The organism is Acinetobacter sp. P1(2025) (assembly GCF_051390655.1).
Classification (GTDB): domain Bacteria; phylum Pseudomonadota; class Gammaproteobacteria; order Pseudomonadales; family Moraxellaceae; genus Acinetobacter; species Acinetobacter junii.
Genome location: NZ_JBPKBJ010000033.1, coordinates 23,254 through 39,724 on the forward strand (window position 1 = coordinate 23,254; position 16,471 = coordinate 39,724).

A 16,471-nucleotide genomic window follows, 5' to 3' on the forward strand; every position below is an offset into this window, starting at 1 on the left:
AAAAACTCGGAGAACAACTCCAAGTTTAATTCAATAACTTCCACCTAAATCATGCGGTTAATGTGGTGCAGCGCCACCTACTATCGGCTTAGGTTTAGGACTTAACCAAATTAATAGACTCGCAAACACAAACACCAAAGCCAAAATCATAAAGACATGATTTGCTGAAATCGTAATTGCTTCTTTATCGACAAGATTGGCGATCGTTGCCAAAGTAGTATCAGAAGAAAATCCATTTTGCAGCAATGTATTTTGAACCTCTTGTGGATGCAGTGAATTAACCATTTCACTACGCGCCACTTTGGTGTGGTCATCCCAAATCGTAACTGCAATCGAAGCACCGATTGCCCCTGCCATGGTTCTTAGAAAATTCATCAAACCTGCAGCAGATGCCATTTCTTGGGGAAGAACCGAGCCCATTGCAATATTAGACAACGGGATAAAGAAAAATGGGACAGCAAAACCCTGCAATATCTGAGGCCAAGCCAATGCCATAAAATCTGCATCAGTTACCCAAAATGCACGCATTAAGGTTACAACACCCAGCAAAGCCAAACCAAAACTCGCTAAAGCACGTGGATCATATTTGGTTGATAATTTGGCTACAATTGGAGACATAGTCAAACTACCAAAGCCCATAGTTGCCGTTAGATAACCAGCCCATGTTGCGGTATATCCTAGATTGATTTGCAACCACTGTGGGATCAATACAATACTGCCAAAAAATGCCCCAAACCCAAATGCTAAGGCAGTGACAGAAACTGCAAAACCTCGATGCCTAAAAACATATAAATTTACAACAGGGTGTTTTTCGGTTAACTCCCAAATCATAAAAACAATAAAACCAATCACGGCAATTAAAGCTAAAACGATAATACTACTACTGTTGAACCAGTCTTTTTCATGCCCAAGATCAAGCATGAGTTGTAACGCACCAATCCAAAGTACAAGCAATCCCAACCCAATCGCATCTATGCGTAATTTTTCTGTTTTGGTTTCAGCTACTGACAACAAACGCATCGCAGCGAGAACACAAAATATTCCGACAGGTATATTGATAAAAAATATCCAATGCCATGATAAATTATCGCTAATCAAACCGCCTAAAATAGGACCGAGAATAGGTCCAATCACCGTTGTCATTGCCCATAGCCCCATCGCTTGAGCATGTTTTTCAGGTGGGAAAATACGCATCAATAATGTTTGACTCAGTGGCATTAACGGTCCACCACAAAGCCCTTGTCCGATACGAAAAAAGACCAACATTTCTAATGAAGTCGCTAGACCGCATAAAAAAGAAAAGACCGTAAAGCCAATCAAACCAAAGACAAAGACACGAACCGTACCAAATCGCCCTGCCAACCATCCAGTTAAAGGAACACAGATGGCTTCAGCCACTGCATAAGACGTAATCACCCAAGTTCCTTGAGAACTTGAAACGGCGAGGTTACCAGTGATATGAGGAACAGAGACGTTAGCAATCGTCGTGTCTAACACCACCATAAAGTTAGAAAGTGCAATTACAAAAGCTGCAAGCAATAATCGCCCACCACTGAGTTCTGCAAAAGGATTCTGAGTCTTCATGATGAATTACTTCGATGCGAGATCAATATCTACTTGCATTGAAAGACCTACTCGCAGAGGATGCTCAGCCAACTCTTTAGGATCTAAGGTGATGCGCACAGGTAAGCGCTGAACCACTTTAATCCAATTTCCAGTCGCATTTTGTGCAGGAATCAATGCAAAAGCAGCACCTGTTCCACCTGAGAAACCTTGAACTTTGCCGTGATAAACGACTTCATCCCCATATAAATCAGATGTTAATGTCACAGTTTGACCTGCTTTCACTTTTGCCAATTGGCTTTCTTTGAAGTTGGCATCTACATATAACGCTGAAACTGGTACGACAGACATCATGACTGTTCCAGGTGCAACACGCTGTCCAATTTGAATATTCTTACGTGTTACAACACCATCTACAGGGGCACGTATAATCGTTCTTTCCAAATCTAATAATGCTTGATCAACATGTGCTTTTGCCACTAAAACATCTGGGGTTGAAGCCTCATTGACACCTTGAATCAAAGCATCGTTTGCAGCCAAAGTACTTACCGCAGCATTGCGACTCGACATAGCTTGAGCAAGTCCTGCTTGAGCAAGCTCTAAACTGGCTTTTGCAGTCGAAACGGCACTTTGTGATTTACTTAATTCTTCTTTAGAAATTGCACCTGAAGCAGCTAGTTCGTTACGACGTTTTAACTCTAAACTCACTCGATCATATTCAGCTTGGGCTTTATTGACTTGAGCTTGAGCACTTGTGATTTCATCTTTAGTTACGATCACTTGTGAATTCAGAGAACTGCTATTTGCTTGGCTTTGTTTGTATTGACGTTGTGCTTTTGCTAGCTCCGCTTGAGCCTGTGCAAGTTGAATTTGTGCATCTCGTTGGTCGATTTTAACTAAGATATCGCCACGTTTAACCTGCTGTGTATCCTTCACTAAAACTTCAGCAACTTGTCCACCGATCATAGAGGTCACTTGTGCTGTTTCAGCACCAACATAGGCATTATCAGTGCTTACAGAATGATGAAAAAATAATGCCCAAATCCCATACAAAATTGCAGCTATGATAAGAATCAGGGCAAATAGTCCTAAAAACTTTTTACGCTTTGCTTTCATTGCATCATCAGAAATAGCTTCAGATAAAGCTTGCTGTTCGTTGGTTTGGGAGTCAGTCATAAATTATTCCTGAAAATTAAATAGATCATTTACTTCTGTTTTAATCAGCCGATCAGTCTATGTATCGAAACTTAACCGAAAGTTAAAAACAAAAGATAAATATGAACAAAAATTTAAGAGCATTCTACCGATAAATAATCATATTACGAGAATAAAAAAAATAACTGATGCGTTCAGTTCTAGTATTTTGATAATAATTAAAACTACTTGTTTTCAGAAATAAAAAAAGCGCCGAATGGCACTTTTTTAAAATTTTTCAAAAAATTAGAAAGCATATGATGCGATTGCAGTCGCTATTGGCTTATCGTCATCATTGACCATCGTCATTCGCATCGTGCATCCCTTACGCCCTAAACGCAAAGTTTCTGCACGAGCGATAAAATATTTACCACGACCAGGTGCAAGATAATCTACACGCATATCAACAGTAGCCAAACGAGAAACTTTTTTAATAGTGTCGGGTAAATCCTCTGGCGTTGCACGGCGATATAGCTGTTCGATTGCAACCACTCCACCAATACTATCCAACATCGTTGCAGCAACACCACCATGCAAAATCTGGAACGCAACATTACCAATCAACTCAGGTTGCATCTCAATGTAGCCTTCAATTTGATCATCAACTACACGCATGACCATGCCACAGTGCTTAAAAAATGGTGAAGAATTAAATGCTTTACAAAGCTGTTTTAATACCACGCCATGATCGGCTTTAGCACCTAACTGAATATTACCTGTCCAGTTTTTCTTTACATCATTCATACGCTGCCTGAATCCATAGATCGAAGCTGATGAGCGTTGATAAATGCCTGCAAATACTTATGACTTATCATGAATACTGCATCACATGATCAAAATTTCAACAGCCCTTTTGAAACATCCCATAATTTTTACAAAACCAAAATTATAGGGCTACAATAGTGAGGACATCGAATTGACCTAAGCCGCTAAGTTCTCCCCTAGCATGACTTAAATGATTCAATTATTCCTATAGTATAATACTGAACATCGAGATTGTTATGACTTATACGTTCAATCGTCCTGCTTTCCCTGCGACTCGCATGCGCCGTATCCGTAAAAATGACCAATTACGAGCGATGGTAAGCGAAACACAATTGACAGCTAATCACTTGATTTATCCAGTTTTTGTACTACCAGGACAACAACAAGTTCAAGACATTCCGAGCATGCCAAATATACAGCGTTTATCTGCTGATTTATTGCTCAAAAAAGCAGAACAACTTCTTGAGTTAGGTGTTTCAAAGCTTGCATTATTTCCCGTTACCCCTCAAGAAGACAAAAGTTTAACTGCTGAAGCAGCATGGCATGAAGATGGATTAGTACAAACCACTTGCCAATTACTTAAAAAAGAATTACCTGAAATGGTACTCATCACAGATGGTGCGCTTGATCCTTATACCACTCATGGTCAAGATGGCATTATCGATGAAACAGGTTATGTGTTGAATGATGAAACGGTTGAATGCTTAATTAAACAAGCATTGAGTCATGCTGCGGCAGGTGCAGATGTTGTTGCCCCAAGTGATATGATGGATGGTCGTATCGGAGCAATCCGTCAAGCACTTGAACAAAACGGTTTTATTTATACCAATATCATGGCGTACTCTGCTAAATATGCATCAAGTTTCTATGGTCCATTCCGTGATGCTGTTGGCTCTGCTAGCAACCTAAAAGGCGGCAATAAATATAATTATCAAATGGATATCGGCAACCGTGCAGAAGCATTACATGAGATTGCTTTAGACATCCAAGAAGGCGCGGATATGGTCATCGTTAAACCCGGAATGCCATATCTAGACGTTGTTCGTGAAGTAAAAGATACTTTTGGCGTACCAACCTTTGTCTATCAAGTTAGCGGTGAATACGCGATGCTTGCAGGAGCTATCCAAAATGGCTGGTTATCGGACAGCGTTATCTTAGAATCATTAATGTGCTGTCGTCGTGCAGGTGCAGACGGTATCTGGACTTATTTTGCTGAAGAAGCCGCACGTAAACTCAAAGAGATGAAATAACTCTCCGAAGCTACAACACTCCTCACCTCTTTAACAAGGAGGGAGGAATCTTTAAATTGGTTTGACGTTAATATGCATATTGCCATCATTGGTGCAGGGATCAGCGGCTTAATGACAGCTCTGGAACTTGCTGAACAAGGCTGTTTTGTTGATATTTTTGATCAACAGCAAGCAGGTCAAGCTGCATCTTGGGCTGGTGGTGGTATTTTATCGCCTATGTATCCGTGGCGATATGCACCCGAAGTTAACCAATTAGCTCAGTTTGGAAAATCGCTCTATCAAATGTGGAATGAAAAACTCTACCCAATCACAGGGATTGATTTTCAGATTCACGATACAGGCATGCTAATTTTCGATCAGGATGATTTTGATATTGGGTTGAGTTATGCAGCTAAGTTCAATGAGCCGATGCAACAATCAGAATATTTAAATCAGAATCAACTCAATCAGATTAATTCACGTGTTTCAACAAAATTCCGAGAAGCCATTTATTTTCCTCATCTATCCAATGTGCGGAATCCTCGCCTACTTCAATCTCTGATTAGTTATTTGAAACAACATCCTTTGGTTCGTTTTTTTGAACATAGTCCAATCGAAAAGTTAATCATTCAAAAACATAAAATTAAGGGCTTGCAAAGCGAAGATGGTCACCAACACTTTGCTGATCATGTAGTTTTAACTTCAGGTGCGTGGACAAAGCATTGGGAAGAACAGTTACAACTGAATATTCCTGTTCATCCTATCCAAGGTCAAATGTTGTTATTCAAAACACCTGAAAATTGGCTTCCAACGATGTGCATGAATCAAGTGATGTATCTGATTCCACGTCAGGATGGTCATATCGTCTGTGGTTCAAGTATGGCGGACTGCGGTTTTAATACCACTGTAGATGATCAAACTCAGCAAGACATTTTGACAGCGTGCCTAGAAATGGTTCCTGAGCTAGCTCAATTTCCAATCGTAAAACGTTGGGCAGGATTGCGCCCTAGTTCACCACATGGCATCCCATACATAGGGGCGATTCCAGAGGTTGAAAATTTGTGGGCAAACTTTGGACATTTCCGCAATGGATTATGTATGGGAGCTGGTTCAGCACAACTGCTGCGTCAGCTCATTCTAGAGCAACCGACATGTATTGAACCAAACGCGTACTCTCCAACCCAACTACGAAAGAAACTCTTAGTCGTCGAGTAAAATTTCACCTAATGCCATATCTAAAGTTGGATATTGAAACTCAAAACCAAGAGCTTGTATGGCTTTAGGCTGTACATATTGACCATTTAAAATCAATTGTGATTGTTCGCCTAGAGCAAGCTCAAATACGAACTTTGGCAATGAAATAAAGGGTTTTCGCTTTAAGATTTTGCTAGCAATCTTAACGAATTGCTGTTGATTTGTTTGCTCAGGTGCAACGAGATTGTAAACCTTCTGCGCACTATTGGAGTCAAATAAAAACTCTATTGCACTTAACACATCTTGGATATGAATCCACACTACTGGCTGTTGCCCTGAACCAATCTTACCCGCGGCATTTAATCGAATCGGCAACAACATTTGCGGCAAAATTCCACCACCTTGACCAAATACAATCCCCAAACGAATAATCTTCGTATTCTGTTGGGAAAACTTTAAAGCCGTTTGCTCCCAAGCTTGGCAAAGCTCAGACATAAAAATTGCCTGCGCTGGGGTGTTTTCATCACAACTGGTATTCCACTGCTCTTGTGGATCAATACCATAGTAGCCAATCGCTGAGCCAGAAATAATGCATTTCGGAAAAATCTGTTGCTGTTGCAACCACTCATAAAGTCGTTGGGTGGTATTGACACGACTATTAATTAATTGCTGTTTACGCTCACTACTCCAGCGTTTTTGACCAATATTTTCGCCTGCAAGATTGATGACATAATCAATTTGTTGGGTTTGAATCTGCTCAAATGAAGTCACCCATTGCAGATCAGGATGTTGTGAAGATTTATTCGTTTGTCGAGTTAGCGCAATGAGCTTGTACTGTCTTTTCAACAAAAAAGGTAAAAGATGAGAACCAATAAATCCACTCGCCCCTGTTACCAATACAGTCAATTTTTGCATCGCACTACCTATCAAAAATCATGTGTATAGATAGTCTTAACAGAACAAGGGTGAATTACAAGTGAACTTTATTAACCTAGTTAAACATCTTGTTCGCCATTCGTTGTGCTTGTGCGCCATAGAACCACAATGTGATCAAATATAGAGGTATTGCAAGCATCAACCACATTACTACAACGATCACAAGAAAATTTGGCTGCTGTAAATACGCAATAAAGTTCTGCCAAACTTCAGGATCATTACGACTAAAAATGAATAACCCGAGTAATAATCCAAATAAGTTGTACCCCCAAAAAATTAAACTAAACATCAAAGTGAGTTTATTTTTTTCAGTTGCAGTTGGGGCACGGCGTTGCTGTTTTAAAAATTTGAATAAAACAAAAATAATAGCAATCAAATACGGAATTGCTGTGAGTACACCTGCAATATTATTTGGTAAAATAGCAGCTAGCACGCCTGCTACCAAAGTTGAAACCAAACAAATAATAAAAAACCATAAATAATATAAACGAAGTGAAATCATGTAGTTAAACCCAATTTGAGTGGTTTCATTAATTAATTATAAATTTTTTTCACTTTTTTTTCATTTTTATGTCAACCGATCAACATTCTTTAGCGTTATATAGGGTACAAGGTCGCAGCAACCGAATCTAAATTGCACGGCATCCGCAACGATTTTCGGTGACCTTTCATTATGACTCTCCATCTTTAGCATTTGTTTTGTTAGCAGCCAAAACTTTTGATAAAGATTTTGACCGACGATTTATCATCACTCGAATCGTCGGTTTTTATTTTTCTAATGATACAAAAATAAAAATATAGGATTAGCCATGAACTCGATTATCTATTTTGAAATTCAATCCTCCAATCCCAAACGCGATACTCAATTTTATCAAAATGTCTTTGGTTGGCATTTCGAGCATGTTGATGGCTTACCCATCGAATATTATCGTATCGAAACGGAAGGGATTCATGGTGGATTACTTCAACGTCCAGTCGCAATCCCCTCAATTGGATGTGGTACCAATGCGTTTACCTGCACGATTGAAGTAGACAGTTTTGACGAAACTGCAGCTAAAATTTTAAGCTTGGGCGGTCTTATAGCGATGGAGAAATTTGCGATTCCTGATCGTTGTTGGCAAGGCTATTTTCTCGACCTAGACAATAATGTCTTTGGTATATGCGAAATAGATGAGAATGCAAAATGACAGTGTTATACTAAATTTTCTTAAAATTAAGATAGTTAATTCAAATAAAAATGAAATGTCCAAACTGTCAAAGCGAAGTTCTGAATGAGAATATCAATATCCAAACGGATATGGGGAAATGTCAAAACTGCAATCATCTATTCAGAGTATCTGAAAATTTTGATTCATCGCCCCAATTCGCTTTTGATATTAATCAACCACCCAAAGGTGCTTGGTATAAAAATGACATGCAAGAAATTAAACTTGGTGCAACCTTAAGAAGTCCAATCGCCTTTTTCTTGGTTCCATTTATGCTGATATGGTCAGGTGGTTCATTGGGTGGGATTTATGGTACCCAAATAGCAAACCAAGAATTTAGTCTTTTACAAAGTTTATTTGGTATCCCATTTATCATCGGTACATTAATCTTTGGTTTTTTTACTTTACTCGTCCTGTTTGGAAAAGTTGAACTCACCATAGATCGTCAAGGTGGAAAGGTTTTTACAGGCATTGGGAAATTAGGTAAATCCAAATCTTTTATGTGGAATGAAGTGAGTCGAATCAGAGAAAATCATATTCAAAATGCTTCCAACAAACAACAAGGACAAATCTTTATAGATGCCGCGCAACCCATTCGCTTTGGTTTGGGCTTATCTCCAGAACGTCAACATTATATATTTCATGCATTAAAACGAATACAAATGCAGTATAAACCTGAAAGAAGATAATTCATGGCTTTTCCAATTGAGGAACAATATATTTTAGAGGCTGAGAAAGAACTCAATCTTGTATTTCCATCATCTTTTAAAAATAAAATGATGATCGAAAATGGTGGCAATATTTTTGTTGAAGATGATGATTGGCAAATTTTCCCATTTTTCGATCAATCCAATCAAAAAAGAAAAATACGTACATGCAACCATATCTTGCATGAAACAAAAATTGCGAAACAATGGACTGGCTTTCCATTACATGCCATTGCGATCGCCCGTAATGGATGCGGAGATTATTTAATTTTTCTTCCGCAGAAACACGACCCACATACGCTTTCAGATCTAGTCCATATTTGGTTTCATGGCACCAATGAAATTCAACCCGTTGATTTAGATTTTAAAACGTTGGTATAGAGCCTATTTAAAACGCTAAATCAATTTATCGCATCAGTATTTGATGATTAAAATAAAAATTTGGAATTATTTACCCTGAAACTGTGGCAAACGTCTTTCCAGCATGGCTCGAACACCCTCTTGAGCATCCTCAGATTCAAATAGTGGTTTAAGGTAGTTATCCATTTTCTCAAACGCAACTGTATGCCCTAAAGTCACTCCATCGGTTGCAGAAGCTAATAGAGCCTGCACAGCAAGTGGCGCAGCAATACAAATCTCTTTAGCAACTTCGATCGCACGCTCAAGTTGCTTACCTTTTTCTACAACCTCAGAAACAAGATTCAACTCATTGGCTTTTTGAGTATCAAAGGTTTTACCTGTAAGTAAATAAGGCATGGCTTTTTGCCAACCTGCCGCCTGTACAAAACGAACCGTTGCACCGCCAAAAGGCATAATTCCCCGTAGTACTTCGAGTTGCCCAAACACAGTATCTTCACTGGCTATTACTACATCTGCATTGAGCATGAGTTCCACTCCAGCGGTATAACAAATACCCTGCACCGCAACCACAACAGGTTTAGTTCTGTGTCGTCCTCCAACGCCCCAAGGATTAATTTGAGCATCGGCAAAATTAAAAATCCCATGCGGAATTTTCGGTTGTAATTCCACTAGGTCTAGACCAGCGGTAAAATGATCACCATGCGCAAAAATGACAGCACAACGTAATTCAGGATTATTTTCATATTCTGTTAATGCTAAAGATAAATCCTCAATCATATGGCTATCAAAGGCATTACGTTTTGCCACACGATCTAAACCGATCAACATAATATGATCAATCATTTCACGGCTTACTTTTCCTAAGCTCATTTTCTATTTCCTATTATTTAGTTTTTCGGTACCAAACTAGTTGATCGTTTTAAAATGATCAAGCGATATCTTGTAGCTACTTTCTGCCTGGCTAAGCTCTACTTTTTTCTAGAATACGTGCTACCTTATTCGCATTCATTTCATTATTAGATTCACTTATGACCGTGCGTTTTTTTCATACTTCTGACTGGCATCTGGGACAGTTTTTCTACAACCATTCTCGCCACTACGAACATGAACAATTTCTTGCATGGTTACTTGAGCAAATCAAAATTAAACAACCGCATGCTTTACTCATTGCAGGTGATATTTTTGATGTGATCAATCCGAGCTCACAGGCACAAAAACAGCTTTATCAATTCCTTGCCGATGCTCATGATCTTGCACCACAGATGCAAACATTGATGATCGCGGGAAATCATGATTCAGGCTATCGCATTGAACAAGTTGAACCCTTACTTGAAAAGTACAATGCTAAAACAGTCGGAGTAATTCGCTGGAATGAAGATAAAAGCTTAGATTTAGATCGATTAATTTTGCCGATTTATGATGAGCAAAAACAGATTGTCGCATGGTGCATTACTCTGCCTTTCTTACGTTCAGCTGAAATCACAGGTTTCAATGAAAATACCACAAACAGTCAGAATGCGATTGCTTATTTACATCAACATTTAATCGCTGAAGCAAAACGCCGTAAAACAAATGATCAAGCTTTAATTCTGATGTCGCATGCACATATGCAAGGTGGTGAAACTTCAGATTCTGAACGACCAATTATTATTGGTAATGAGGAAGCACTTTCAACCACGCTGTTTGACGATGAGATTGACTATGTGGCTTTGGGACATCTGCATAAGCCACAGAAAGTTGGGCAAGATCACATCCGTTATAGCGGCTCACCAATTCCTTTGTCATTTAGTGAAATTAACTATAAACACCAAGTGCTTGAAGTCACGATCGATCCTATTAAAACCGAAAATCAAGTTGAGTTTGAAGCAATTGCCATTCCGCGAGCGATTCAATTACACAAAATTAAAGGTGAACTCAATGACGTCATACAGCGACTCAAAAATCTGCCACAGGGCCTCATTGAATGTATAGATCATCGTGAATATGTTGATATTGAATATCACACAGCCACGCCTCCTCAACCGAATCTCAGACAACAATTTGAAGATGCCCTTCCTAAAGATCGTTACCGTTTAGTGCGGATTTCACGACAATATTTATCCAATCAAACCAATGCAGAAATTGAATCAAAAATTAATTTAGAACCACCAACACCCGAAAAACTGTTTCAACAAATTTGGGAGAAAAAAGGCTATAGCACTGATGATGATGTCACCAAAGACTTTTTAAGCTTAGTTGCTGAAGCACAGAAAAAACTTGAAGATGATCAAACAGTTTAAGGATTTGCCATGAAAATTTTATCGATTCGACTAAAAAATCTGGCATCTCTTGCAGGTGAGCATTTTATTGATTTTGAAAGTGAACCTTTAGCACATGCTGGATTGATTGCGATTATAGGAAAAACAGGTGCAGGTAAATCCACGATTTTAGATGCGATGTGCCTTGCCCTATTTAATCAAATCCCACGACTAAAAGGCAGTGATGGCAAACTAATCGATGTAGATGGATCAGAATTGCTGACAAACTCTCCTCTCACTGTATTACGCCGTGGTACTGGACACGGTTTTGCCGAGCTGTGTTTTGTCGCACAGGATCAAAAACATTATTTAGCGCGTTGGGAAATTAAACGTGCACGTGAAAATGCCAGTGGCAAACTGCAAAGTGTACAACGCTCATTGAAATGCCTCACCGATGGCGTGGTTGTCGCAGATAAAACCAAAGCCGTCGAAACTCATATTCAACAAATTACGCAGCTCAGTTTTGAACAATTCACGCGTGCCGTGTTACTGGCACAATCCGAAGTCACCGCCTTTTTAAAAGCACGGGATAATGAACGTGGTGAATTATTGGAATATCTGACCAACTCCAGTATTTTTGCCAAGATTGGACAGTTGGCTTTTGAAAAAACCAAAGAAGTTCGCTTACAACGTGAAAAATTAGAAAGTGTTTTAGGACACATTGAAATTCGCTCTGATGAAGAAATCGCTGAGTTACAACAGCAATTCCAACAGCTACAGCAACATGTGCAACAACTTGAAAATGAAAAAAATCAATTCAAACAACAACAACAGTGGTTTGAGCAACGCGATAAAATCAATAATGAAATTGGATTAAAAAAGCAACAGTATGATCTGCAACTTAAAGCGCAAGAAAAAATTGCTAAAGATCGTCAATTACTGAGCCAATTAGAGACATTCGCTGAGATACGCCCTATTGTTTTTCAACAACAACAGTTGCAAAAAACTTTGCAACAACTCGCGCCACAAATTCAACAAAAACATCATGAATTTAGCACTTTAATTACTCAATTTGAGCAACAAAAAACGCTTTATACACAAGTAGAAACAACACTCAATCAATTTCAAGATTTCGAGCAAAAGCATCAAACTGAACTGACACAAGTACGCAAGTTTGTGCAAGAACGTGACTATATTGCTGAAGAATATAAGAAAACAAAGATTCGACTGACTCAACTGGAAAATCAGCAGCAACCACTCATCGAGCAACAACAACAGCTTCAACAAAGCATCCAAAACTTGAGTGCGCAACATACGGCTTGCTTAGAACAGTTAAAACATAGTGCTCAATATGCTCCTTTGGATAACGGCTTACATGCCCATATTCAACAACTTAAGCAATTTATTCAGCAATATCAAAAAGTAGAAAACACGTTAGGTTCTATTCAACAAGCACAGACCCAACTTAAACAAGATCAAAACACATTCAATAGCTTAGTTACTCAATTTGGCACAACCCAACACATTGAACTGCGTATTGAGCAACAGTCGAAACTAAAAGAAACCCAACAAATTCGCCTCAATCAATTGGATGCAATTCAACAAAAACTTCAGCATTATTTTGAATTAAAAAATGAAGTCCTTACGCAGCAAAACAAATTTGAAACAGTACAAAAGCAAGCTCAAGAGCTAGAACAACGCAGCAGAGAAACTGAGAAAGATTATCAGGCTGCCAAAACTGAACGTGAGAAACTACAACAGGTTTTGCAACAACAACGTCTGTTGCATGCTGAAAATATTGAACATCTAAGAGCTGAACTCAAGCACGGTGAAGCCTGTCTAGTCTGTGGCAGTACCGAGCATCCTTATCGTGATGACGAGAGCCAAATCTCTAAAGCTCTATATGCCTTGCAACAACAACAAGAATTACAAGCGATTCAACAGGAACAACAGCTTTTCCAACTTTGGCAAAAAGCTCAACAACAATTCACTCAAAGCCATACCGAACAAAATCAATTGCAACAGCAATTGCAGCAATTGAATGAAAAAGTAAAAGCACATGATCAGGTGTTACAACAGCAGGTATCACAGACGAATATTCAACTTGATTTCAGTCTCACTGAGCATGACATCACGACTAAGATGCAATCATTGGTTTTAGAAACGTCACAAACTCAACAGCAGCTTGAAAAGGAATTATTACAACTTAATCAAGCCAATAAAGATCAGCATGTGCTCAATCAAAACATTCAGAATATTCTTCATCAACTTCAGACCATAGAGCACTTACAACAACAGATTCAGCATATCGTGGATTGTCTCAATGCAGACGATAAAATTGCTTGGTCAAAATATGACGTGTCAATCTCACAACACATATTGCAAGCATTGCAACAACGTAGCCAACAACTAGAGCATGCTGAATCGCTCATCAAACAAAAAGAACAAATTAATCAGCAGTTGAATGTTTTAAAGACCAATTTGACGGGACTCACTACGCAACAAACAGAATGTGCGCAACAATTAAAAGACATCGAAATTAAAGGTAAACAGAATACGGATGCTGCTAATCAACTGATTATCACCATGACAGGTTCAACTGAAATCAAAGCCAATGAATGGTTGCAACAGCATGATCAACAACGCCAGCAATTGCAGAGTAAATATCAGCAAGTGAAGCAAAGTTTTGAACAAGCTCGTCAGAATTATGAGCAGCAGAAAAATGTGCTCGAACAACTCAAAGCACAACAGCAACAAAATCATGATTCTCTTGAACTATGTAAAACTGAAGTCACTACATGGTTGACTCTACATCAAAATTTTGTAGAAGATCAACTCAGTGAATTACTTGCGTTTTCATCAACTCAAGAACAGCAGATTCGAAATGCAATACAACAAGCGGACCGTGCTTTGAGTGAAGCGAATTCTGCACTCAAAACTATGCAAGAACAGTTGAATGTACATCTTCAATCTGAACCCAACATTCAGGTTGAACAACTGACTGAATTGATAAATGCCAATCAAGACATTTTACAACAGACAACAGATCAACGAGATCAACTTAAACTTCAATTGGAAGTTCATCAGCAAAATTTAGCCAAACAAAAGCAATTTGCTGATCAGATTCAACAGATCCAGCAACAAGAGCACCGCTGGAATAAGATTTCTAGTCTAATTGGCGACTCTAAAGGTAAAGAATTCCGTGATTTAGCCCAACAGTACAATCTCGATATTTTACTTGAATATGCCAATCAACAACTGGCGATGCTGTCACAGCGCTATACCTTAAAACGTTTGGATAATTCACTCAGTCTTGCGATTATTGATCATGATATGGATGGCGAAACCCGTTCAGTTGCTTCACTGTCTGGTGGGGAATCATTCCTCACTGCCCTCGCCATTTCATTGGCGATAGCCAATATGGCATCAGGTTCAATGAAAATCGAATCGCTGTTTATCGATGAGGGCTTTGGCACCTTGGATGCATCTTCTCTGCATATGGTAATGAATGCACTAGATCAACTACAAAGCCAAGGACGTAAGGTCATTTTAATCTCACACATTCAGGAAATGCATGAACGTATTCCTGTACAGATTCAGGTACAGCCGATGGGATCAGGTTCGAGTCGGATTGAAGTGGTGGGTTAAAGTGAATAATCCCTTGCCCCAAACAATGCTGTCCCAACTCTAACCATGGTTGAACCCGCAGCAATTGCTGCATCCAAATCAGCAGACATACCCATACTCAAAGTATCCCAATCTTGAGGCTGTGCATGTAATGATTTCGCTTGATCAAATAAATTTTTAGCATCAGCAAATGCAGCAACGTTATCAGGTGCTGGAATCACCATCAAACCACGTAAACGCAAATTTGGTAGTCGGCTGATTTGCTCTACTAGTTCAGCGACCTCATTTGGTTCACAACCATCTTTAGAGTCTTGTCCGTCAATATTGACTTGTAAACATATATTTAATGGCTTTTGATTTTCTAAACGTTGGCTCGATAGGCGCTCTGCGATAATTAACCGATCAACGCCATGTACCCAATCAAACTTTTCAGCTAAATGTTTGGTTTTATTACGTTGTACATGACCAATAAAATGCCATTCAATTTCTAAATCTTGTAACTCTTCAATTTTTGCCAACGCTTCTTGTAAATAGTTTTCACCAAAACTCCGTTGACCAACAGCATACATTTCGCGCAAGCTTAAACTAGGATGTGTCTTCGATACAGCCAACAATTGCACAGTATTAGGATAGCGTTGTACACGCAGACACGCCTGCTCAATTTGACTTAATACTTGTATACGTGATTGTTCTGATTGATTCATTGACACAGTTCTCATTTACGAAATGTTTTTTTGCTTTCACATTCTATAATGTGTTGGTAACACAGAGTGAAAGCCGTATATTATTCTACAAAATAATGAGACATTTTTTGATTGTTTCGGGGAAATTATGGATATTACAGAATTACTCGCGTTTTCAGTAAAAAACGGTGCTTCGGACTTACACCTTTCAGCGGGTATGCCACCAATGATTCGCGTGGATGGTGAAGTTCGCCGTATCAATTTACCAGCATTAGAACATAAAGATGTACACCGTTTAGTGTACGACATTATGAATGACAAACAACGTCGAGATTACGAAGAAGATCTAGAAACGGACTTTTCATTTGAAGTACCAAATATTGCTCGTTTCCGTGTAAACGCATTTAACCAAAACCGTGGTGCGGGTGCTGTATTCCGTACCATTCCATCTAAAGTCTTAACCATGGAAGACTTGGGTTTAGGAACAATTTTCAAAGATATTTGTGACTACCCGCGTGGTATTGTTCTGGTCACTGGTCCAACGGGTTCAGGTAAATCAACGACATTGGCTGCAATGATTGATTATATTAATGAGCATCGTTATGACCATATTTTAACGGTTGAAGACCCAATCGAATTTGTACATCAATCAAAGAAATTAGGACTTACGCACTATTATTTATAGACTCTCTGTGGTAGCAGATGATTTTTATCGAGAATAAAGTCATCAATGAAGTTTTTGATCATTGGTCTAAATAATTTCTTCTGCCA

14 protein-coding genes and 1 pseudogene are annotated in these 16,471 nt (G+C 38.9%); 8 read left to right on the top strand and 7 right to left on the bottom strand.

What is annotated here, in order from left to right:
* Positions 1-57: 57 nt before the first annotated feature.
* The 3 genes from ACSC97_RS10045 to ACSC97_RS10055 form a co-directional block, all read right to left on the bottom strand.
* Entirely contained in the window at positions 58-1,584 is a 1,527-nt protein-coding gene (locus ACSC97_RS10045; RefSeq protein ID WP_436660763.1) for a DHA2 family efflux MFS transporter permease subunit, read from the bottom strand.
* Between the two features lie 6 nt (positions 1,585-1,590).
* Positions 1,591-2,739: an HlyD family secretion protein gene (locus tag ACSC97_RS10050; protein ID WP_075696230.1), complete on the bottom strand. Its 1,149-nt coding sequence runs from the start codon at positions 2,737-2,739 to the stop codon at positions 1,591-1,593.
* A gap of 264 nt (positions 2,740-3,003) precedes the next feature.
* The gene (locus ACSC97_RS10055) at positions 3,004-3,501 is read right to left on the bottom strand and encodes a thioesterase family protein (RefSeq protein ID WP_075696229.1); all 498 of its coding nucleotides are present in this window, start codon (positions 3,499-3,501) and stop codon (positions 3,004-3,006) included.
* Between the two features lie 257 nt (positions 3,502-3,758).
* Here ACSC97_RS10055 and hemB point away from each other — a divergent pair, with 257 nt between their 5' ends.
* Positions 3,759-4,772, top strand: coding sequence for a porphobilinogen synthase (gene hemB / locus ACSC97_RS10060; protein WP_004913864.1), 1,014 nt, complete (start codon positions 3,759-3,761; stop codon positions 4,770-4,772).
* A gap of 72 nt (positions 4,773-4,844) precedes the next feature.
* A complete protein-coding gene (locus tag ACSC97_RS10065) occupies positions 4,845-5,966 on the top strand; it encodes an NAD(P)/FAD-dependent oxidoreductase (RefSeq protein WP_436660766.1) in 1,122 nt (373 codons plus the stop codon).
* On the opposite strand, the gene ACSC97_RS10070 is transcribed toward ACSC97_RS10065, so the two are convergent.
* Both ACSC97_RS10070 and ACSC97_RS10075 read right to left on the bottom strand, forming a co-directional pair.
* Entirely contained in the window at positions 5,952-6,860 is a 909-nt protein-coding gene (locus tag ACSC97_RS10070) for a TIGR01777 family oxidoreductase (protein ID WP_436660768.1), read from the bottom strand. The genes ACSC97_RS10065 and ACSC97_RS10070 overlap by 15 nt on opposite strands.
* Before the next feature lie 76 nt (positions 6,861-6,936).
* On the bottom strand, positions 6,937-7,383 hold the full coding sequence (locus ACSC97_RS10075; protein ID WP_243484282.1) for an ABZJ_00895 family protein: 447 nt from the start codon (positions 7,381-7,383) through the stop codon (positions 6,937-6,939).
* Positions 7,384-7,690: 307 nt separating this feature from the next.
* Here ACSC97_RS10075 and ACSC97_RS10080 point away from each other — a divergent pair, with 307 nt between their 5' ends.
* The 3 genes from ACSC97_RS10080 to ACSC97_RS10090 are packed head-to-tail and all read left to right on the top strand — an operon-like array spanning position 7,691 to position 9,174.
* The gene (locus ACSC97_RS10080; RefSeq protein ID WP_436660770.1) at positions 7,691-8,068 is read left to right on the top strand and encodes a VOC family protein; all 378 of its coding nucleotides are present in this window, start codon (positions 7,691-7,693) and stop codon (positions 8,066-8,068) included.
* A gap of 50 nt (positions 8,069-8,118) precedes the next feature.
* Positions 8,119-8,775 carry a hypothetical protein gene (locus ACSC97_RS10085; RefSeq protein ID WP_436660772.1) on the top strand — a complete coding sequence of 219 codons (657 nt, stop codon included), beginning with the start codon at positions 8,119-8,121 and terminating at the stop codon, positions 8,773-8,775.
* A gap of 3 nt (positions 8,776-8,778) precedes the next feature.
* The gene (locus ACSC97_RS10090) at positions 8,779-9,174 is read left to right on the top strand and encodes an SMI1/KNR4 family protein (protein WP_004959998.1); all 396 of its coding nucleotides are present in this window, start codon (positions 8,779-8,781) and stop codon (positions 9,172-9,174) included.
* A 66-nt stretch (positions 9,175-9,240) separates the two neighbouring features.
* Here the strand turns inward: ACSC97_RS10090 and ACSC97_RS10095 are convergent, their stop codons facing one another.
* Complete coding sequence (locus tag ACSC97_RS10095; protein WP_436660774.1) at positions 9,241-10,023, bottom strand: crotonase/enoyl-CoA hydratase family protein; 783 nt, start codon at positions 10,021-10,023, stop codon at positions 9,241-9,243.
* Between the two features lie 158 nt (positions 10,024-10,181).
* Between ACSC97_RS10095 and ACSC97_RS10100 the strand changes: the two genes are divergently transcribed.
* Together ACSC97_RS10100 and ACSC97_RS10105 are read left to right on the top strand one after the other, a co-directional pair.
* The gene (locus ACSC97_RS10100; protein WP_436660776.1) at positions 10,182-11,432 is read left to right on the top strand and encodes an exonuclease SbcCD subunit D; all 1,251 of its coding nucleotides are present in this window, start codon (positions 10,182-10,184) and stop codon (positions 11,430-11,432) included.
* Between the two features lie 9 nt (positions 11,433-11,441).
* Positions 11,442-15,038 (top strand): AAA family ATPase, encoded by a 3,597-nt coding sequence (locus tag ACSC97_RS10105; protein ID WP_436660778.1) that lies wholly within the window; start codon positions 11,442-11,444, stop codon positions 15,036-15,038.
* Here the strand turns inward: ACSC97_RS10105 and ACSC97_RS10110 are convergent.
* Positions 15,035-15,721, bottom strand: a complete 687-nt coding sequence (locus ACSC97_RS10110) for a YggS family pyridoxal phosphate-dependent enzyme (RefSeq protein WP_436660780.1) — start codon at positions 15,719-15,721, stop codon at positions 15,035-15,037. The two genes, ACSC97_RS10105 and ACSC97_RS10110, sit on opposite strands and share 4 nt — an antisense overlap.
* Before the next feature lie 127 nt (positions 15,722-15,848).
* Here ACSC97_RS10110 and ACSC97_RS10115 point away from each other — a divergent pair.
* Positions 15,849-16,358: pseudogene (locus ACSC97_RS10115) on the top strand (type IV pilus twitching motility protein PilT); the annotation flags it as partial.
* Positions 16,359-16,471: the final 113 nt, after the last annotated feature.